19 protein-coding genes are annotated in these 19,313 nt (G+C 62.6%); 11 read left to right on the top strand and 8 right to left on the bottom strand.

The window, feature by feature from the left end; all coding sequences use genetic code 11:
* Positions 1 to 9 precede the first annotated feature (9 nt).
* From RO009_10545 to RO009_10530, 4 genes are all read right to left on the bottom strand, one after another.
* A complete protein-coding gene (locus RO009_10545) occupies positions 10 to 1,377 on the bottom strand; it encodes a TRAP transporter large permease subunit (protein MDT3685467.1) in 1,368 nt (455 codons plus the stop codon).
* A gap of 28 nt (positions 1,378 to 1,405) precedes the next feature.
* Positions 1,406 to 1,972 (bottom strand): TRAP transporter small permease subunit, encoded by a 567-nt coding sequence (locus RO009_10540; protein MDT3685466.1) that lies wholly within the window; start codon positions 1,970 to 1,972, stop codon positions 1,406 to 1,408.
* Between the two features lie 12 nt (positions 1,973 to 1,984).
* Positions 1,985 to 3,040, bottom strand: a complete 1,056-nt coding sequence (locus RO009_10535) for a TRAP transporter substrate-binding protein (GenBank protein MDT3685465.1) — start codon at positions 3,038 to 3,040, stop codon at positions 1,985 to 1,987.
* Positions 3,041 to 3,320: 280 nt separating this feature from the next.
* Entirely contained in the window at positions 3,321 to 4,415 is a 1,095-nt protein-coding gene (locus RO009_10530) for an NAD(P)/FAD-dependent oxidoreductase (protein MDT3685464.1), read from the bottom strand.
* A 427-nt stretch (positions 4,416 to 4,842) separates the two neighbouring features.
* Here RO009_10530 and RO009_10525 point away from each other — a divergent pair, with 427 nt between their 5' ends.
* Both RO009_10525 and RO009_10520 read left to right on the top strand, forming a co-directional pair.
* Positions 4,843 to 6,441, top strand: coding sequence for a Spy/CpxP family protein refolding chaperone (locus RO009_10525; protein MDT3685463.1), 1,599 nt, complete (start codon positions 4,843 to 4,845; stop codon positions 6,439 to 6,441).
* 16 nt (positions 6,442 to 6,457) lie between these two features.
* Positions 6,458 to 6,964 (top strand): DUF1772 domain-containing protein, encoded by a 507-nt coding sequence (locus tag RO009_10520; GenBank protein ID MDT3685462.1) that lies wholly within the window; start codon positions 6,458 to 6,460, stop codon positions 6,962 to 6,964.
* A gap of 146 nt (positions 6,965 to 7,110) precedes the next feature.
* Here the strand turns inward: RO009_10520 and RO009_10515 are convergent, their stop codons facing one another.
* Positions 7,111 to 8,730 carry a phosphoenolpyruvate carboxykinase gene (locus RO009_10515; GenBank protein MDT3685461.1) on the bottom strand — a complete coding sequence of 540 codons (1,620 nt, stop codon included), beginning with the start codon at positions 8,728 to 8,730 and terminating at the stop codon, positions 7,111 to 7,113.
* Between the two features lie 236 nt (positions 8,731 to 8,966).
* Positions 8,967 to 9,692, bottom strand: coding sequence for a pyridoxamine 5'-phosphate oxidase family protein (locus tag RO009_10510; GenBank protein ID MDT3685460.1), 726 nt, complete (start codon positions 9,690 to 9,692; stop codon positions 8,967 to 8,969).
* A 182-nt stretch (positions 9,693 to 9,874) separates the two neighbouring features.
* Between RO009_10510 and RO009_10505 the strand changes: the two genes are divergently transcribed.
* The 7 genes from RO009_10505 to RO009_10475 all read left to right on the top strand — a co-directional run bounded on the left by RO009_10505 (position 9,875) and on the right by RO009_10475 (position 15,239).
* Complete coding sequence (locus tag RO009_10505) at positions 9,875 to 10,576, top strand: response regulator transcription factor (protein ID MDT3685459.1); 702 nt, start codon at positions 9,875 to 9,877, stop codon at positions 10,574 to 10,576.
* Between the two features lie 207 nt (positions 10,577 to 10,783).
* On the top strand, positions 10,784 to 12,481 hold the full coding sequence (locus RO009_10500) for a stimulus-sensing domain-containing protein (GenBank protein MDT3685458.1): 1,698 nt from the start codon (positions 10,784 to 10,786) through the stop codon (positions 12,479 to 12,481).
* A gap of 2 nt (positions 12,482 to 12,483) precedes the next feature.
* Positions 12,484 to 12,921: a serine kinase gene (locus tag RO009_10495; protein MDT3685457.1), complete on the top strand. Its 438-nt coding sequence runs from the start codon at positions 12,484 to 12,486 to the stop codon at positions 12,919 to 12,921.
* A gap of 206 nt (positions 12,922 to 13,127) precedes the next feature.
* A complete protein-coding gene (locus RO009_10490) occupies positions 13,128 to 13,529 on the top strand; it encodes a PTS sugar transporter subunit IIA (GenBank protein ID MDT3685456.1) in 402 nt (133 codons plus the stop codon).
* Positions 13,526 to 13,813, top strand: coding sequence for an HPr family phosphocarrier protein (locus RO009_10485; GenBank protein MDT3685455.1), 288 nt, complete (start codon positions 13,526 to 13,528; stop codon positions 13,811 to 13,813). The genes RO009_10490 and RO009_10485 overlap by 4 nt, the downstream gene beginning before the upstream one ends.
* 141 nt (positions 13,814 to 13,954) lie before the next feature.
* Complete coding sequence (locus RO009_10480; protein MDT3685454.1) at positions 13,955 to 14,671, top strand: carbonic anhydrase; 717 nt, start codon at positions 13,955 to 13,957, stop codon at positions 14,669 to 14,671.
* Between the two features lie 193 nt (positions 14,672 to 14,864).
* Complete coding sequence (locus RO009_10475; protein MDT3685453.1) at positions 14,865 to 15,239, top strand: hypothetical protein; 375 nt, start codon at positions 14,865 to 14,867, stop codon at positions 15,237 to 15,239.
* Between the two features lie 103 nt (positions 15,240 to 15,342).
* Here RO009_10475 and RO009_10470 read toward each other — a convergent pair whose 3' ends face one another.
* A complete protein-coding gene (locus RO009_10470) occupies positions 15,343 to 16,152 on the bottom strand; it encodes a nucleoside phosphorylase (GenBank protein MDT3685452.1) in 810 nt (269 codons plus the stop codon).
* Entirely contained in the window at positions 16,149 to 16,781 is a 633-nt protein-coding gene (locus tag RO009_10465; GenBank protein MDT3685451.1) for a class I SAM-dependent methyltransferase, read from the bottom strand. The genes RO009_10470 and RO009_10465 overlap by 4 nt, the downstream gene beginning before the upstream one ends.
* A 118-nt stretch (positions 16,782 to 16,899) precedes the next feature.
* Between RO009_10465 and RO009_10460 the strand changes: the two genes are divergently transcribed.
* Positions 16,900 to 17,574, top strand: a complete 675-nt coding sequence (locus RO009_10460) for a metalloregulator ArsR/SmtB family transcription factor (protein ID MDT3685450.1) — start codon at positions 16,900 to 16,902, stop codon at positions 17,572 to 17,574.
* Positions 17,575 to 17,772: 198 nt separating this feature from the next.
* Positions 17,773 to 19,200, top strand: a complete 1,428-nt coding sequence (ahcY, locus tag RO009_10455) for an adenosylhomocysteinase (protein ID MDT3685449.1) — start codon at positions 17,773 to 17,775, stop codon at positions 19,198 to 19,200.
* Positions 19,201 to 19,313 lie beyond the last annotated feature (113 nt).

Here is a 19,313-nt window from a genome sequence, read left to right as displayed (position 1 = left end):
ATGATTCGCTCATCCGACCGAACCATACATCTTCCGCGGCAGCCACAATACGAGCTCGGGCCACAGGAAGGTGACGGCGACTGCGAGCACTTGCAGGATCACGAAGGGAATGATGCCGATATAGATATGCCGCGTGGTGATGTCTTTCGGCACCACGCCCTTGAGATAGAACAGCGAGAACCCGACCGGCGGCGTCAGAAACGAGGTCTGCAGCGTGACTGCGAACACCACCACGAACCACGTCAGATTGAAGCCGAGATCCTTCACCACCGGGGCGACCAGCGGCAGAATGATGAGCACAATCTCGAGCCAGTCGAGAAAAAAGCCGGCGATGAAGGCGACGAACAGGATGAAGATCACGATGCCGTTTGGGCCGAACGGCAAGCCCTTGAGCAGGTGACCGATGAACTCGTCGCCGCCGAGCGAGCGCATGACGAGCGCAAAAGCGGTGGCGCCGAGGAAGATGCCGAAGATGAAAGCGGTGGTCAGCGCGGTTTCGATGCCGACCTGGCGGATGACCTTCAGATTGAGCCGGCCGTTGAACAGCGCCAATAGCGTGGCACCGAAGGCGCCGACGCCGGACGCCTCGGTCGGTGTCGCAATGCCGAAGAAGATCGAGCCCAGCACCGCCAGGATCAGGGCCGCCGTCGGAACGGTGGCGAGGAATGCCCCGACAATCTCGCGCCCGGTCAACTTGTGATGCTGGGGCGGCGGCGGCGCGAGTTCCGGGCGGACAAGCCCGAGGACGATCACATAGACCAGATAGAGGATTCCAAGCATGACGCCCGGAACGATCGCGCCCATGAACAGATCGCCGACCGAGATCGACAACTGGTCGGCCATGATCACCAGCATGATCGAGGGCGGAATGAGGATGCCGAGCGTGCCGGCGGCGGCGACCACTCCGGAGGCGAGCGTCTTCGAATAATTCTGCCGCATCATGATCGGGATCGAGAGCGTGGCGAGCAGAACCACGGACGCGCCCACGATGCCGGTCGAAGCCGCCAGCAGAATTCCGATCAGAACGACGGTGACCGCAAGCCCCCCGCGCATTTCACGAAACACACGGACGAAATTCGTCATCATCAGCTCGGCGACGCCGGAGCGGTCGAGCATCAGGCCCATATAGACGAACATGGGCAACGCCACGAGCACCCAGTTCGACATGGTCGCAAAAATGCGATCGACGAGAATCGCGAAGTTGCCCCAGCGGTTGAGCAGGTAGGTGTCAACGCCGAAATAGTCGTGCAGGACAATGCCGCCGGCGGTGAACAGAAGCGACAACCCGCCCAGGGTCCATGCAATCGGGTAGCCGAGAAACAGCGACCCGATGAACGACAAAAGAAACAGGACGACAATGATTTCGTAGACTTCCATGGCCCCCGCGCCCCCGCCCCGCGCCCGTTCAGTGCTGCATTCTCAGAGCCGCGATGACGCGCGACAGCCGCGAAATGGCGACCATGGCGAGCAGAACGAATGTCGCCACGATGAAGGCCTTCAGGACATAGCGATACGGCAATCCGTCCGGTGCCGAGGAAATCTCGTCCACGGCATAGGAATGCGTGACATAGGGCACCGACTGGATGATCGCGAAAATCGAAAACGGAAGCAGGAAGATCAGGAGACCGAACGCCTCGATCCACAGCCTCCGCCGCAGCGGCCAATGTTCAGCCAGCACGTCGATCCGCACGTGACGTTCGCGAATTTCCGCAAATGGAATCGCCAGCATGAATCCGATGCCGTAGAGATGCCACTGCATCTCTTCCATCTTGATCGAGCCAAGTCCGAAGACATAACGCTGCAAGACCTGATAGACGATTAGCAGCATCAACGCGGTCCAGATCCAGGACGACGTCTCGCCGATCCACACCACGACGGCGTCGAGAAATCGCGACAGCCGTGTTTCCGGCAGTGGAATTCCGGACGGCCCCGCCGAGGAGGAGCCGTCCGGCACGGGATGAGTGATGCTCATTCCCGGGTTCGCTTACTTGAAGTCGCGCGGAAGGTAGCCGTATTCCTTCCACTTCTGGTTCTGCGCCATGAAGGCCTGCTGGCTGTCATAAACCTTCTTGAACTCGGCATTGGCGGCGGACTTCTCAGCCATCACCTTCTTGGTTGCGGCCTGGAAAGCCTTGAGCAGATTGGCATTGACCTGCTTCACCTGCACGCCTTCCTTCTCGAATTTCGCCAGCGTCTTGCCTTGCAGGGCTTCCGACTTGGCGAGCGCGATGGTCACCGCCGCCGTGCAGGTGGTCTCGATCAGCGCCTGGGTCGCCGGCGAGATCTTGTTCCACGCCGCCAGATTCACATACAGGTACTGGTTGGTCGACGGCTGATGCCAGCCCGGCATGTAGTAGTATTTCGCGACTTTGAAGAAACCGAGTTGCTCGTCGACGGTCGGCAGCGAGAATTCCGTGCCGTCGAGAACGCCCTTTTCAAGCGCCTGGAACAGTTCGCCGCCCGGGAGCAGCGTCACCGAGGCACCGACTTCCTTGTAGATGTCGCCGCCATAACCGGCCGCGCGGAATTTCAGGCCCTTGATGTCGTCGGCGGAATTGATCTCCTTTCGGAACCAGCCCGCGCCTTCCGGTCCGATCGTTCCGCAGAAGATCGGATAGACGTTGTGCGGCTTGAACAGGTCGCGCAGCAGCTCATTGCCGCCGCCAAAATACATCCAGGCCATGAATTCGGGCGATTCCATTCCGAAGGGAACGGCGCCGAACAACGCCGCTGCCGGTACCTTGCCCACTTCGTAGCCCATCCAGGTATAGCCGGCCTCGGCCTTTCCTTCGGAAACCGAGTCGAACACGGCGAGCGCCGGTACCAGCTTGCCGGGCTCGAAGATCCGGAGCTTGACGCGGCCGCCCGACACCTTGTCGAGCTGCTGCGCCACCCACGGCATGGCGTCGCCAAGCGCGACCAGGTTCGAGCCGAACGCCATCGGCACCGGCCAGCGCACGGCATCGAATTGCTGGGCCTGTACGGCACCGACCGACATGAGAACCGCAGCACCGGCTGCGGCAGACCTGAACCAATTCATCGAGAATACCCTCCCTGACGAGTAAGAATCGTCGCGGCTTCTTGTTCTGGTGGTGCGGCCGCCTTTCCGGGCATTGGCCCGGATCGTGGGACAAAGCTTAGCCTGCCTGTTCGACCGGAGGAAGCGCATCGCTTGGACAATTCGCAGGCTAGCCGTCGCATGACAGCGAGGCTGGCGACGACATACCGGGCTATGAACCGATGAGGCCGCTCACCGCGCAAGGCCAGGCACCCGCGCCTGCTCAGGCGCCCACCCCGGTGCCGCCCCGCAATCTGCGTCCTCAGTTCTCGAGATAGGAAACGACTTCGTCCGCGAGCGACAGCGACGACGTCAGACCCGGCGATTCGATCCCGAACAGATTTACCAGCCCCGGCATCTTGTGATCCGCCGGCGTGTCGATCATGAAATCGGCCGGCGGCTGCCCCGGGCCGGTCAGCTTCGGACGAATCCCGCAATAATCCGGGATCAGCGTGTCATCGGCGAGCGAGGGCCAATAGGTGCGGATGCGCGCATAAAACGACGCCGCGCGCCCCGGATCGACATTGTAATCCTCTTCCTCGATCCATTCGACATCGGGACCAAAGCGCATGCGTCCGGCGAGATCGAGCGTCACATGCACGCCGAGCCCGCCGTCGACGGGCGTCGGATAGATCAGACGCGAGAAGACGGGACGGCCCGTGTAGCTGAAATAATTCCCCTTCGCGAGGACAAGGCGAGGAATGCGTTGCGTTGGATAGCCTTCGATCTTGTACGCCAGCGCCTGCGCACGCAGGCCCGCCGAATTCACCACCGCGTCGACATCGAGCGTGCCAGGCTCCTTGCCGCCGAAAACGACCTGCCAGGTCTTGCCGTCCGTCGACAGCCGCTTGACCGGCGTGTCGAAGGCGATGGCGCCGCCGCGGCTTTCGATGTCGCCCTGCAACGCCAGCATATAGGCATGGCCGTCGATGATGCCGGTCGACGGCGACCACAGGGCCGCGACACAGAACAATTCCGGCTCCATGTCGCGCGCAGCATTGCCGCCGATAATGTCGAGGCCGTCGACTTCGTTGGTCAGACCCTGCGCCCGGATCTGCTCGAGCCGCGTGCGCTCGGCTTCGTTGGTGGCAACGATCAGTTTCCCGCAACGTTTGTGAGGCACGCCGTGCGATGCGCAGAAATCATACAACATGCGGTTGCCGCGAGGACAATGCTGCGCGCGCCGCGATCCGGTCGGATAATACATGCCGGCATGGATGACCTCGCTGTTGCGCGACGAAATTCCGGTGCCGATTGACGACGCGGCTTCCGCAACAATGACGTCATGACCCTTGAGCGCCGCCGCGCGCGCCACTGCCAGACCGACCACGCCTGCGCCGATCACCAATACCTGCATGCCGTCTTTCTACTTTCGTGGAAGCGTAATGGGGGGAGCGCGCTTTCGCCGCATTTGAAATTCAGCCTGCATTCATTGGCGCTGGGAACAAATAAGGCAAGCCCCCGGTTTGCTTTGTGGGCGACCCCGGCAAGGGGACAAGATGATGTTGAGTTTCCGTGTGATCGCGGCATCGCTGTTGCTGGCTGCCCTGTGGGCAGAACCGGTGTCCGCCGAGCGGCGAGGACCTGGCGCTGCGGCCCCCGGGCCGGCACCGGCGGCACGTCCTGCCCCCGCCGCACCCCGGGCCGCCCCGCCGCCGCGTATGTCAGCGCCGGCACGCGCGGCACCGCCGCCCCGCATGTCTGCACCACCGCGCATGGCTGCGCCACCACGCGCCGCGCCGCCTCCTCGGATGGCTGCACCACCACGAGCTGCTCCGCCACGCATGGCCGCACCACAGCGCGCAGCTCCGCAGCGGCATGCCGCGCCTCCCCGCGCCGCGCCTGCGCCGCGGGCAGCAGGACGCCCCGCTCCGGAGTGGAGACCGCGCGCCGCCGAGCGACGGCAACAACGGATTGAGCAACGTCAGCAGCGGATCGAACAGCGCGCGCTGCGGCGGCAGGAGAGAATTGAGCGCCGCGAGGCCCAGCGTCCGGGCCGTGCCGAACCGCAGGATCGGGCGGCACGCGCCGTTCAAACCCAGCAATCGCGCGCCGCGCAACGTCAGCAGGAGCGGCAGTTGCAGCAGCAGGAACGCCGCGAGTTGCGTCAGTTGCAGGCGAAGCAGCGGCAGGAATTGCGCGGCAGAAATTTGAGTCGCGGCGAGCGCCGCGAATTACGCGCGCAGCAGCGTCAGCAAGTGCAAAATCTCCGAGCCGAACAACGGGAAAATCGCCGCCAGGCGTTGCAGCGCCAGCAGGCTGTTGACCAGAACGCGGTTGCACGCGACCAGCGTCGTCTTGATCGCCGCAAGGAACGTATCGAAGCTGCACGCGAAGGCCGCTTCGCCGCGCGTTTCCACAACCGCGCCGACCGGCGCGAGGCCCGGCTCGCGCGCGCCGCCGCCCGTCACGCCTGGCGCCGCGGCAAGCGCGCCGCTTTCGTCGCCTGGTTTGGCCCTGTCTTTTACCCTTACGCCTATTCCGACATCTTCGAATACACCTACTGGCCTTACGCCTATGACGAGGCCTACTGGGCCTATGTGTATGATGATTTCTTCGACGGCGTGTTCTGGGGCTACGGCAATCCCTATGTCGAATACGAAACCGCCTCAATCCCCGGCACGACTGGCAGCGCCCCGCCCTCGCCACGACGCGCCTTGCCGCGCGGCACGACGCGATCGGCGGCGCAGCTTTGCGCCGAACCCGGCAAAGGCATTACCGCCTGGCCGTTCACGCAGATCGAGCAGGCGGTCAAGCCCGACGGCGAACAGAAGCGCCTGCTGGAAGAGCTGAAGCACGCCGCGGCGGATGCCGCAGCCGCCTTCAAAGCGTCCTGCGATGAGGACATCGCGCTGACGCCGACCGGCCGTCTCGCCGCCATGACACGCCGGGTCGAGGCGACCTTGCATGCGGTGCGGATCGTGCGGCCGGCATTGGACGCCTTCTACAATTCATTGAGCGACGAGCAGAAAGCACGCTTCACGGCGATCGGGCCGGAAGAGCTGGCGGCCGATGAGCGCAAGCGGGTGCTGCGCGAACCGCAACCCGACGCGAAAGGCTGCGGCGACGCGAAGCCAGGGCTCGTCGACCTGCCGATCGCGGAAATCGAGGAAGCGATCAGGCCAAGCGACGCCCAGCGAGAAAAACTCGACAAGCTCAGCCTCGCCACCAGCAGCGCGGTCGAATTGCTGCAGGCCGCATGTCCCGATCCTATTCCGCTAACACCCTCCGGTCGGCTGGAAGTTATGGAGAAACGCCTGGACGCGTTATTGCAAGCGGCGCGAACAGTGCAACCGGCATTGTCGGAATTCTATGCGTCGCTGAGCAACGAGCAGAAGGCGCAGTTCAACACTCTGGGTCAGCAGGCGCAGCGGGCGAATTGATCCGGACGGCCTCTCCATGTTTGTTGCCTACCAGGTCGTAACTGTTCTTGGAGTGGTCATTGCCGTGGCGTTGGCGCTGGCACATGCGCTTGAGCTGCCCGGCAAGCTCCGACTGCCGAAAGACCAGTATCTGGCTGTTCAGCAGATTTATTATCCGGGCTTCACGATCGGCGGTGCCGCGGAACCGCTCGGCCTGCTGCTGCTGATCGGTCTGCTCGTTCTGACACCGTTCGGCAGCGATTCCTTCTGGTTGATCGGCGCCGCGCTTCTTGCGCTCGCGGCCATGCACGCGGCTTATTGGCTGCTGACGCACCCTGTGAACAATTTCTGGCTCAAGGACGTCAAGCTGAAAGCGGCGGGCGCGGCCTTTTTCGGATTGGGTTCACGCAGTGGCGATCACTCAACGCATGAGCCGAACTGGACGCAATTGCGCGACCGCTGGGAATATTCGCATGTTCTGCGCACCGCGTTGGGAATGGCGAGCCTGATCCTGCTCGTCACGGCGATCGCAATTGGGGAATAAAATAGGGGCGGCCAAAAGGCCGCCCTTATCTCTTTATCTTGCCGCACGAAAGCGGGGCTCCAGTCATCACCAGCGTCTGCACCGACTTGTCCACCTCAAGAGCCGATCCCGGATAAACCCGAGAACGGGCGCGGCCGATGACAACACTACTCCGCCGCCAGCCGTACTTCCGGCGCCGCGGCGCGGACATCGGCCTCGACCTTATCCTCGAACTTCGTGAAGTTGTCCTGGAACATCTTCACGAGGTCACGCGCGGTCTTGTCGAAGGCGGCTTTGTCCTTCCAGGTCTTCATCGGATAGAGCAGATGCGGCTCGATGCCGGGCACCGAAGTCGGGACCGCGAAACCGAAATAAGGATCGGTGCGGAATGATGCATTCTTCAGCGAGCCGTCGAGCGCCGCGGTGACCAGCCCGCGCGTCGCCTTGATCGGCATGCGGCGACCTTCGCCATATTTGCCGCCAGTCCAGCCGGAATTCACCAGCCAGCAATCGACATTGTGATCGGTGATGTATTTGCGGAACAGGTTGCCATACTCGGCCGGCGGACGCGGCAGGAACGGTGCGCCGAAGCAGGTCGAGAATTCCGGCTGCACACCGACAAGACCCTTCTCGGTGCCCGCGACCTTCGCGGTGTAGCCGGACAGGAAGTGATACATCGCCTGCGCCGGCGTCAGCCTCGCGATCGGCGGCATCACGCCAAAGGCGTCGGCGGTGAGGAAGATCACATTCTTCGGATGGCCGGCGCAGCCGGTGCGCGACGCATTCGGGATCGACTCCAGCGGATAAGCCGAGCGGGTATTCTCAGTCTTGGAAATGTCGGTGTAATCCGGCACGCGCGTGACAGGATCAAACACCACATTCTCCAGGATCGCGCCGAACCGGTTGGTGGCGTCCCAGATCTGCGGCTCGTTCTCGTAGGTGAGATTGACGCATTTCGCGTAGCAGCCGCCTTCGAAATTGAAGATACCGTTCGGGCCCCAGCCGGTTTCGTCGTCACCGATCAGGATGCGGTTGGGATCGGCCGACAGCGTCGTCTTGCCGGTGCCGGAGAGGCCGAAGAACAGCGCGCTGTCGCCGTTATGTCCGACATTGGCCGAGCAATGCATCGGCATCACGCCCTGCGCTGGCAGATAAAAGTTGAGCGTCGTGAACACCGACTTCTTCATCTCGCCGGCATATGACGAGCCGCAGATCAGCACGATCTTCCGCGAGAAGTCGATCGCGACCATGGTGTCGGAGCCTTCGCGACCGCCGTGACGCTTGGCGTCGGGCCGGAACGACGGCAGGTCGATGATGGTCATCTCCGGCGCAAAGCTTTCGACTTCGAACTGGTTCGGCCGGATCAGCAGCGTGCGAATGAACAGCGAGTGCCAGGCGAGCTCGGTAAACACGCGCACCTTGATGCGATAGGCCGGATCGGCGCCGCCATAAAGATCCTGCGCGAACAGCGTCTTGCCTTTGCAATGCGCGAGAAAGTCAAGGTACAGGTTCTCGAAATGCTCCTTCGACATCTTGCGGTTGCCGTCCCACCAGACGCTGTCGCGCGTGAGATCGTCGACCACCGTGTGCTTGTCTTTGGGGGAACGGCCGGTGTGGTGACCGGTTTCGGCGCAGAGCGCGCCGCCCGCGACGATGTTGCCTTCACGCGCCGTGATGGCGTGCTCATAGAGCGGCGCCTCGGTCAGATTCCAGTGAACAGCAGCGAGATCCTTGAGGCCGAATTTGTCGGCGCCAAAGGCCTTATTCCGAATGCCAGTCTCTTGCACGGATATCCTCCCGAAACGCGTCCGGCCATGACTGGCCGGTCCCATGAACGCCGAAGGTCGGTAGCGCGGCAAAAAATTATAGCGCCCCTGCCGGGGCGGCGCGACCTCTTAGAGCGTGAGGGACGAGATGCCAAGTCTTTTGGCCGAAAATGGTTTCATGCTGCGGCGTCCGCGATCTGTTGCACCGCATCAAACCGCAGGACGAGCCGCAAGGTGAGGAATGACACGGCGGCCGGTCAGCTTTTTTTTCGTGCGTCTTCTGCCAATTGCTTCAGCACCTGGCGCAACTGTCCGGCGCCGGCGATGCGCTGCGGAAACGATAACCGCAATGCCGTCCGTCCATTCTGCAATTCCATACCCTCGGGATCGAAGCCGACGCAGCTCCAATCTCCGTCCGGCGCGCCCAGCAGCTTGGTCGCATAGAGCCGCACAGCATCGGCGTGATCTGTATTCATGTGCGCGACGGCGCTGGCTTCCGCAGCGAGAAGATCATCCGCGCCCACAAGATCGACGAGGATGTCGGCTGGCTTTAGATCGATGATGCGGCCGAACCCGGCGACCAGATGCGCGCCGTCGATGGCGATGCGGTAGAACGCAAAATCGGCAAAGCCGGCAAACATTTCCGATTCCGGCTGACGCGCGAGATAGCGCCGGACGTCATTCTGATCCTGCGTCACGCCGGCGCGCCCCGTCAGCGTCACGCGCGCACCTTGCAGCGGATCGCCCTCCTTGCGCTCGTCGAGCATCAGCGAGACGCGATCGTCGGCAAGGATATTGCGGGTATGCAGCGCCAGATTCGAGATCAGCAGCAGCGGCGCGCCGTCGAAGGCGGTCGCCACGTTGACCAGCGAGCAATAGGGGGAGCCTGAATCCGGCAACAGCGTCGCAAGGGCCCCGGAGCGGCTTTCCCGCAAAAGCTTGCGAACCGCTTTTTTGGGGTCGAAATCCGCGTTTGGCTGCATATCTTGGGTCCTAACGGGTGCTGCCGTTAACTCTCACGAATAATGGCGGCATTGGGAACCATTTGGGGCTAGAATTGTCGTCCCTGTAGAATCATATAGTTGTTGCCGAATAGTCACATTTCGGCCCAGCTTTGCAGGCTTCACAGCCCGGGGATTCTTTTACCACCACTGGAAAAGGGCTCATGCCGACCATCGCTCTCGTCGACGACGACCGCAACATCCTGACTTCCGTCTCCATCGCCCTGGAAGCGGAGGGATATCGGATCATGACTTACACCGACGGCGCGTCTGCTCTCGACGGCTTCAAGTCGTCGCCGCCCGATCTTGCCATTCTCGACATCAAGATGCCGCGCATGGACGGCATGGAACTGCTGCGCCGCGTGCGCCAGAAAACCGACATGCCGGTGATCTTCCTCACCTCAAAGGACGAGGAGATCGACGAATTGTTCGGCCTGAAAATGGGCGCCGACGATTTCATCCGCAAACCTTTCTCGCAGCGGCTGCTGGTCGAACGCGTCAAGGCGGTCCTCCGCCGCGGCACCCCGAAGGACGGCAGCGCGCCGCGCGAGACTGACACCGCCAAGGTGCTCGAACGCGGGCTGCTGCGCATGGACCCGGAGCGCCACACCTGCACCTGGAAAGGCGAGCCGGTCACTCTCACCGTGACCGAATTCCTGATCCTGCAGGCGCTGGCCAGCCGCCCGGGCGTGGTGAAGAGCCGCAATGCGCTGATGGACGCGGCTTACGATGATCAGGTCTATGTCGATGACCGCACCATCGACAGCCACATCAAGCGGCTGCGCAAGAAATTCAAGGTGGTCGACGACGACTTCGACATGATCGAAACCCTTTACGGCGTGGGCTACCGCTTCAAGGAAGCCTGAAAAGCGTCTGGACGGGATCCAGGCAACGGACGGTGTGACGGCTCCACTGGCTTGCGTTAGACTGCGACTCTTGCGTGCAAACGGGGGCGGCACGGACCACAGCAGGGCAGACGCCAGCACGTGCTCGATCGAACCAAGATAATCCTGTCCCAGGCGGAGGCCGAGGCCAAAGCCGCGCCCGAGGCGCCGAAAAAAAGCGTCGGGCGTTTGCAGCGTTATTGGCAGACGATTATCGGGCAGTCGTCGTCAAGTCTGACCCGCCGCATTGTCATTCTCAACGTCGCCGGCCTGTTCGCGCTGGTGATGGGCATTTTCTATCTGTCGCAGTCGCGCGCCTTCTTCATCGAAGCGCGGGTGCAGAGCCTTCTGGTTCAGGCCGATATCATCGCCGGCGCGATTGCCGCATCGGCCACGGTCGAGACCGACGCGATCACGCTCGATCCCGACAAGCTGCTCGAATTGCAGGTCGGCGAATCCTACGGGCCGTCCGACGAGGCCGCGAACAATTTCGAGTTTCCGATTAATCCTGAACGCGTGGCGCCGGTGCTGCGGCGGCTGATTTCGCCGACCAACACGCGCGCCCGCATCTACGATCATGACGGCGTGCTGCTGCTCGACAGCCGCAATCTCTATGGCCGCGGCGATGTACTGCGCTTCGATCTGCCGGCGCCCGGCGCCGAAAAACCCGGCTTCTTCGAGAAGCAATGGAATTCAATCCGCAAATGGCTCGCGCGCGGCGATTTGCCCATCTACCAGGAATTGGGCGCCGCCAACGGCAAGGGTTATCCGGAAGTCGCCGCGGCGTTGACCGGACAGAAAGCCAGCGTGGTGCGCATCAATTCACGCGGCGAAGTCATCGTATCGGTCGCGGCGCCCGTGCAGCGATTCCGCGCCATCCGCGGCGCCATCCTGCTGTCAACGCAGGGTGCCGACATCGACCAGATGGTCGAGGCCGAGCGGCTTGCGATTTTCAAGGTCTTCCTGATCGGCGCGGCGGTGATGGTGATCCTGTCGATGCTGCTGGCGCGCACCATCGCGGGCCCCATGCGGCGGCTCGCGGAAGCTGCCGAACATGTGCGCCGGCGCATCCGCTCGCGCGTGGAGATTCCGGATTTCACCAAGCGAGGCGACGAAATCGGGCATCTCTCCGGCACCTTGCGCGACATGACCAATGCGCTCTATAGCCGCATCGAAGCGATCGAAAGCTTTGCCGCCGATGTGGCGCACGAACTGAAGAACCCGCTCACGTCGCTGCGCTCCGCCGTCGAGACCTTGCCGCTGGCCAAGACCAAGGAAAGCCAGGCTCGCCTCTTGGCGGTGATCGAGCATGATGTGCGGCGGCTCGACCGTCTGATCTCCGACATCTCCGATGCCAGCCGGCTCGATGCCGAATTGCAGCGGCAGGAATCCGAACCCGTCGACCTGCATCAGTTGCTCAACACGGTGGTCAGCGTCGCGAACGAGGTCCGTCACAATGACGGTATCTCCGTCTCGCTCGCCTTCGAAGGCGGCGGGCCATCCGCCTTCATGACGCCGGGACACGATTCGCGTCTCGGTCAGGTGATCGACAATCTGATCGAAAATGCGCGTTCCTTCTCCTCCGCGGGCGGCAATGTGCGGGTCACCGCGCGGCGCCTGAAACAGGATATCGAGATCGTGGTGGACGACGATGGGCCCGGCATCCGGCCCGACGCAATGGAAAAGATCTTCGAGCGCTTCTACACCGATCGCCCGCACCAGGGCTTCGGACAGAATTCAGGCCTTGGCCTGTCGATCTCCAAGCAGATCATCGAAGCGCATGGCGGCAAAATCCGCGCCGAAAACCGGCTCGGCGTTCCCACCCATGACGGCGCGGCTCCGTTGGTGCTCGGCGCCCGCTTCACGGTGCGCCTGCCGGCGCTCTGACCGTGACCGGTTCCACCATTCATGCATCGGCGGTCCTGATCGGCGCCCGGGCGATGCTCATTCGCGGCCCGGCCGGTTCCGGAAAATCGCGTCTGGTATTGGGGCTGCTTGATGCCGGCGTCGCCGGCCTGCTTCCGCTTGCCCGGCTGGTGACCGACGATCGGGCCTGTGTGGAGGCCGTGAATGGCCAGTTGCTGGTGCGGCCTCCGGAGCAGTTGAAGGGATTGATCGAGGTCCGAGGTGTGGGAATCCGGCGCCTGCCGTTCGAGCCACTCGCCGTGGTTGGCTGGGTTGTCGATCTGGCCGCGCTTGACGCCGACCGCTTGCCGCAGCCGGAAGCGGAAACTGCGACGATTGCAGGCGTCCCCCTTGCGCGACTTGCGGTCGCAGCCGGCATCGAGCCCCTGCCTCTTGTCCTCGCCGCCTTGCGGACGAATTGAGCCGGCCGGGCTGTGGAACACGGGCCTGGAAGGTCTGGCCTGCAGAATGGCCAGGCAGCGGGCTCGCAAAATTTGGACTTCATCCATATTTACCGCAATGCAGCATGCGGGTTCAATCCGCAGAAAGCCCCTTGCAATGGGCTTTTGGATGGTCATGATGGCGCCCTTTCGTGCGGCGCAAACCATCGCGCCCGCCGGAGTTTTTTATGATCGGCCTTGTTCTCGTTACCCACGGCCGTCTCGCCGTGGAGTTCCGTTCCGCCCTCGAGCATGTCGTCGGTCCGCAGCAGCAGATCGAAGCCGTCACTATCGGCCCCGACGATGACGTCGAGCAGCGGCGGAAAGACATCGTGGAAGCCATCAAGCGGGTCGACAGCGGCGACGGCGTCGCCGTGCTCACCGACATGTTCGGCGGCACGCCCTCCAACCTCTCGATTTCCTGCATGAGCCGGCCCAAGGTGGAGGTCATCGCCGGGATCAACCTGCCCATGCTTGTGAAACTCGCCAAGGTCCGCAACGAAGTGCCGCTGCCGGAGGCGGTCGCCGCCGCCCAGGAAGCCGGGCGCAAATACGTCACCATTGCCAGCCGGGTCCTCGCCGGAAAATGAGCGGCTCTGACGGCGCCATTATCCGCATTCTGGAAATTACCAACAAAAAGGGGCTGCACGCCCGCGCTTCGGCGAAATTCGTGCAGACGGTCGAACGCTACGACGCCGACGTGAAGGTCACCCGCGCGGGCGAAACGGTGGGCGGCAATTCCATCATGGGCCTGATGATGCTGGCCGCCGGCCCGGGCACCTCGATCACGGTCGAGGCCAAGGGCAGGGACGCCGCCGAAGTCATCGACGCGATCAGCACCTTGATCGGCGACCGCTTCGGCGAAGAGGATTGACGGCGCGATTTCAGATCGTTCGCCCACGTTCCCGCGCAATTGGGAAATCTCGCTTCCGAAAATAACCCGGGCTTAACGCGTACGGCTCACCCTGCGCGCCTTCGTTTGCGGCGATGGGCGCCGCAACTCAGGGAAACAGTCATGTGCAATGAATGTTACCGGCCTGCCTCGATGTCGCGCCGCGGCCTCTTGTCGGGAGGCGCCGCGCTGCTCGGTGCCGCCGCGTCTCCGTTTCCTTCCGCCTTCGCGCAAACCGCGATGCCGCAAAACGCCATCTCGCCGGACGACGCCCTGAAGCGCATCATGGACGGCAACGCTCGCTACGCCGCCAACACGGCGGCCAACAAGGATTTTTCCGCCGGCCGCGCCGCGCGGGTGACAGGTCAATATCCGGTCGCAGCGATCCTGAGTTGCGCGGATTCGCGTGTCGCACCCGAACTCGCCTTCGACCAGGGTCCGGGCGATCTGTTCGTTGTTCGTGTCGCCGGCAATTTCGTCAATGACGACGTCCTCGCCAGCATTGAATACGCAGTGAAATTTCTTGGCGCGCCCTTGATCATGGTGCTGGGCCACAGCAATTGCGGCGCGGTCGGCGCCGCCATCAAGGTGCTCAAGGAGGGCGCAAAATTGCCGGGCCATTTGCAGGAGATGGTGCGCGATATCAAACCGGCCGTCGAAATCGCTAAACGCGGCAAGCCCGACAATCTGCTGCAAGCTTCCATCGAGGAAAATGTACGCTATGGCGTACGCCGGCTGACGACGGCGAAACCGATCGTGTCGAAACTAGTGCAGGACAAGAAGGTGAAAGTGGTCGGAGCCAACTACGATCTCGCGAGCGGCAAGGTGGCGCTGCTGTGATCTGATGTCTGAAGTCTGCGGCGTTCCTGCCGGAACGCCGCATACCTTGTCGCCGTTGGCACGCCGCACAGTTCAGGATAGATAAGAGCAACAACGCTGGCGTCCTGAATTCGCACTCGCTTGAGGACTCGCCGCGACGCGAAGTTCTGAACCACAACACTGGGCCGGCTTTCTCCTGGGGGAGCGAATTGCCATGACCACGCCTAAAAACTCGACATCCGACTCCATCGCGCGGCAGCAGGCTGCCGCCAGCAAGCCAACCAGCGGCGCCAAGACCGCCAGCGTCCGCTATGTCGACCGGCCCGAATGCGGCGAGACCTTTGCCGATGCCGTCAACAGCATCTTCTTTGACGGGCAGACCCTGCGCATCGAATTCGGCATCACCCGCATGGACGAGATGAAGAAGGACGCGCCGCTGACCGGCCGTCGCTACCCGGCCTGCCGCCTGGTCCTGCCTCCCGCCGCCGCCATTGAACTGATCAACAAGATGCAGCAGACCGCGGCCGCCCTGGAGCAGGCCGGCGTGCTCAAGGCAAATCCGGCCAGACCGGCCAGTTCGGAAAGGTAGCCAGACCATTGCGGCCTGAAGCGAGCTTGCGCACCGCGCACGCCACCCAGCCATGCCATGGACATGCGGCGTAAAGCAGGCTCCGCATTCGAAACCAAATCTTCTATCGTGACCGCAGCCAGCAATTGGCGACGGCGTGAATCAACGTGATAGCCGCGGTTGCGCCATTGGCTTCGCCCTTCTCGAAGTCTCCGGCCCGCCCCATCCGGTTCGTCACATGCGCGAAGCAGAGAACCGGCTTGTTCCGCGCCTCGCCGAAAGCATAGAGCGCGGCTGCCTCCATCTCGACGGCGAGGATGCCCTCTGCACGCGCAGCTTCGATGGCTTCAGGCGTCTCCCTGTATGGCGCATCGGTCGTCCAGGAGGCTCCGCGTTCGACCGGCGTGTCCGATTGCTTGAGAGCTGGCGCCACAGCCGCGACTAATGCCGGATCGGCTTCCGCGTAATCCCTGTCGGCAGGCAGATAATGGTAGCTCGTCCCTTCATCACGCAACGCGCGTTCGATCAGGATGAAATAAGGCGGTTCCCGCAGCCGCTTGATCTGTCCGGATGACGTTATGCTGATGAGCAGGCGGCAGCCCGAAACGAACATCTGCTCGGCGAGCAGCACTGCATAGGACGCACCGACAGCACAGCCCACGATCCCATAGTCGCGCCCGCCCTCCGTGAAGCGAACCATGTCGCTATGATAGCAGGCCCAGCCTTCCACTCGCTGCGCCCGTCCGGTGGCGCTCAGGTGGCGCACGATATCTCCGTCCGGATCGAGGATGCAGACCTCGGGGACCGGGCTATCCGGCAGATTCTTCTGGCGGCGTGCTTCGCGCAGCAGATTCTCCGGATTGAACATCGATGCCGACTTGTGGTGCTTGGCGCGCAGGATCGGCGGCGCTGCACGCGGTAAGCCGCCGGTCATGAAGCGTCCAACCGGCGGCTGAAGACGCTGAATTGAAAGGGCTGCACGGACCCCGCAGGTGTGTGGTGAAGATGGCGCTCGGAGCTGACGAGCGTGAATTCCGTCCCCAGCGTGTCGGCGAGGCCTGCCGGATCGTAGCGCATCACGGGCAATCCGCTGCATCTTTCAGGCCCGTCCAAAGCAAATGTCGCGATGACGGCATGTCCGCCGCGCGCGAGGGCCGCTCTCAGACGCTCAAGATAGGCGGAGCGGTCAGCTTCGGTCACCATGAAATGAAAGGTCGCCCGGTCATGCCACACGTCGTAGAGGCGCGTCGGCGTCCAGATCGTGATGTCCGCGGCAATCCAATCGACGACCGAAGCCTGTGCACCAAGACGCGCTTGCGCCTTGGCGAGCGCGGCGGAAGACACGTCGAGTACGGAGACCTTGCGAAATCCGCGCTGCACAAGACGATCGACGAGATACGAGGTTCCGCCGCCGATATCGATGATGGAAGACGCCAACGATGTTGCCGCGGCGGTGACCAGCCTGAGCGAGGGTTCTGGTGAATCCTGATGCCAGCTCACCTCCTGCCCGGTCTTCACTTCGTAGGTTCGCTGCCAGTGGCCTTGGCGGTGCTCGGTGTCCATGAGATGTTGTGCTCATGCAGAGGCGACGACGAGTCCGCGGCCGTTATTGTTTTGCGTCCGCGAGCGCCCCTCTATATCATTCAATGGCTATGATGAATGATCGAATGAATGAGAGATGATGTCAAGCATTGGACCTAAACAGGCGGTATTTGCCGGTCTTGCCGGGATCGCGCAGGCGCTCGGCCACCAGCACCGTCTGGAGCTGCTGGAGCATCTCGGTCAGGGCGAGCGAAGCGTCGAGGAACTGGCGGCGCAGGCCGGGCTGACATTTGCGAATGCCTCCCGCCATTTGCAGATCCTGCGACGCGCCGCGCTGGTCGCGACGCGCCGTGATGGCAAGCGGGTGCTCTACTCGCTCGCCGGGGAGGACGATGTCATTGCCCTCCTGAAGGCGCTCGGACGCGTCGGCGAGCGCAACGCCGCCGAGATCGAGCGCGTGATGGCGGCCTACTTCCGCGCGCGCGACGCAATGGAACCTGTCACGCGCAAGGGCCTGATTAAACGCCTTCGGGACAGGCTCGTGACCGTGCTTGATGTCCGGCCGGAAACGGAGTTCGCATTGGGCCATCTGCCGTCCGCCCTGAACATTCCGTTGCCCGAACTCAAAAAGCGATTGGCTGAACTGCCAAAGGGGCGCGAAATCGTCGCCTACTGCCGAGGCCCTTACTGCGTATTGTCGTTCGAGGCGGTGTCCCTGCTGAGGGCGCGTGGCTACACCGTGCACCGGCTCGAAGACGGTTTCCCGGAATGGAAAGCGTCCGGCCTTCCTGTGGAAAGCAGCGCAACCGCCTGAAAGTCCACCACAATTGCCGTGGCGGCGGTTAGAAGGATCAAGCCTCCACTTTGAAAATCACATAAAGAAATCTTTATATCCGGATTGCAGGCGGCTCCGGCCCCTGCTATAGGCTCGGGCCGAAGGCGGCTCGAGGGCTGCGCGTCCGCACGCGCGTGAGCCTGCCGCGTCTCTCAAGACATAAGGATTCCGAAGAACATGACCGCAGTCGCGAAGAAAGCCGGCTTTTCCGATTACGTCGTCGCTGACATCGGCCTCGCCGAATTCGGCCGCAAGGAAATCAACATCGCCGAAACCGAAATGCCGGGCCTGATGGCGACCCGCGAGGAATATGGCGCCGCGCAGCCGCTCAAGGGCGCCCGCATTGCCGGCTCACTTCACATGACTATCCAGACGGCTGTGCTGATCGAGACGCTGGCTGCGCTCGGTGCCGACATCCGCTGGGCCTCCTGCAACATCTATTCAACCCAGGATCACGCCGCCGCGGCCATCGCCGCTGCCGGCATTCCGGTTTTCGCGGTGAAGGGCGAAAGCCTGAAGGACTACTGGGAATACACCCGCAAGATCCTGGAATGGAGCGACGGCGGCACGCCGAACATGATTCTCGATGACGGCGGCGACGCGACCCTGCTGGTGCATCTCGGCTACCGCGCCGAGAAGGGCGACACGGCGTTCCTCGACAAGGCTGGTTCGGAGGAAGAGGAGATCCTGTTTGCGCTGATCAAGCGCACGCTGAAGGAAAAGCCGGGCTGGTTCGCCGAGCTTGCGAAGAATATCCGCGGCGTCTCGGAAGAGACGACAACCGGCGTGCATCGCCTCTACATCATGGAGAAGGAAGGCAAGCTTCTCTTCCCCGCGATCAACGTCAACGACTCGGTGACGAAGTCCAAGTTCGACAACTTGTACGGCTGCCGTGAATCGCTGGTCGACGGCATCCGCCGCGGCACCGACGTGATGATGGCCGGCAAGGTCGCGATGGTCGCGGGCTTCGGCGATGTCGGCAAAGGCTCGGCGGCGTCGCTCCGTCAAGCCGGCTGCCGCGTGCTCGTCTCCGAGATCGATCCGATCTGCGCGCTGCAGGCGGCGATGGAAGGCTATGAAGTGACCACGATGGAGGACGCGGTGAAGCGCGCCGACATTTTCGTCACCGCCACCGGCAACAAGGACATCATCACCGCCGACCACATGCGGCAGATGAAGGATCGCGCCATCGTCTGCAACATCGGCCATTTCGACAACGAGATCGATGTCGCGGGTCTGCGCAACATGAAATGGGTGAACATCAAGCCGCAGGTGGACGAGATCGAGTTTCCCGACGGCCACCGCATTATCCTCCTGTCGGAAGGCCGCCTGGTGAATCTCGGCAACGCCATGGGTCATCCGAGCTTCGTCATGTCCTCGTCCTTCACCAACCAGACGCTGGCGCAGATCGAGCTCTTCGCGCACAACAAGGACGGCAAGTATCAGAAGAAGGTCTACACGCTGCCCAAGCATCTCGACGAGAAGGTCGCGCGGCTGCATCTCGACAAGATCGGCGTGAAGCTGACCAAGCTGCGCCCCGACCAGGCCGAGTATATCGGCGTGAAGGTCGAAGGCCCGTTCAAGCCGGATCATTACCGATATTAAGCTTCGATCCGTCATCCTGAGGTGGCGTGAAGCGCCCTCGAAGGATGACGGCACCAACTATGCACCGCCTTCTTCGACCATGACCCTTCGAGGCCAGCGACCTTCAGTCGCTC

Origin of the sequence: Pseudorhodoplanes sp. (genome assembly GCA_032027085.1) — a bacterium.
Classification (GTDB): Bacteria; Pseudomonadota; Alphaproteobacteria; order Rhizobiales; family Xanthobacteraceae; genus Pseudorhodoplanes.
The sequence above is the reverse complement of the archived record's forward strand: the minus strand, read 5'-3'. Positions and strand labels throughout refer to the sequence as shown.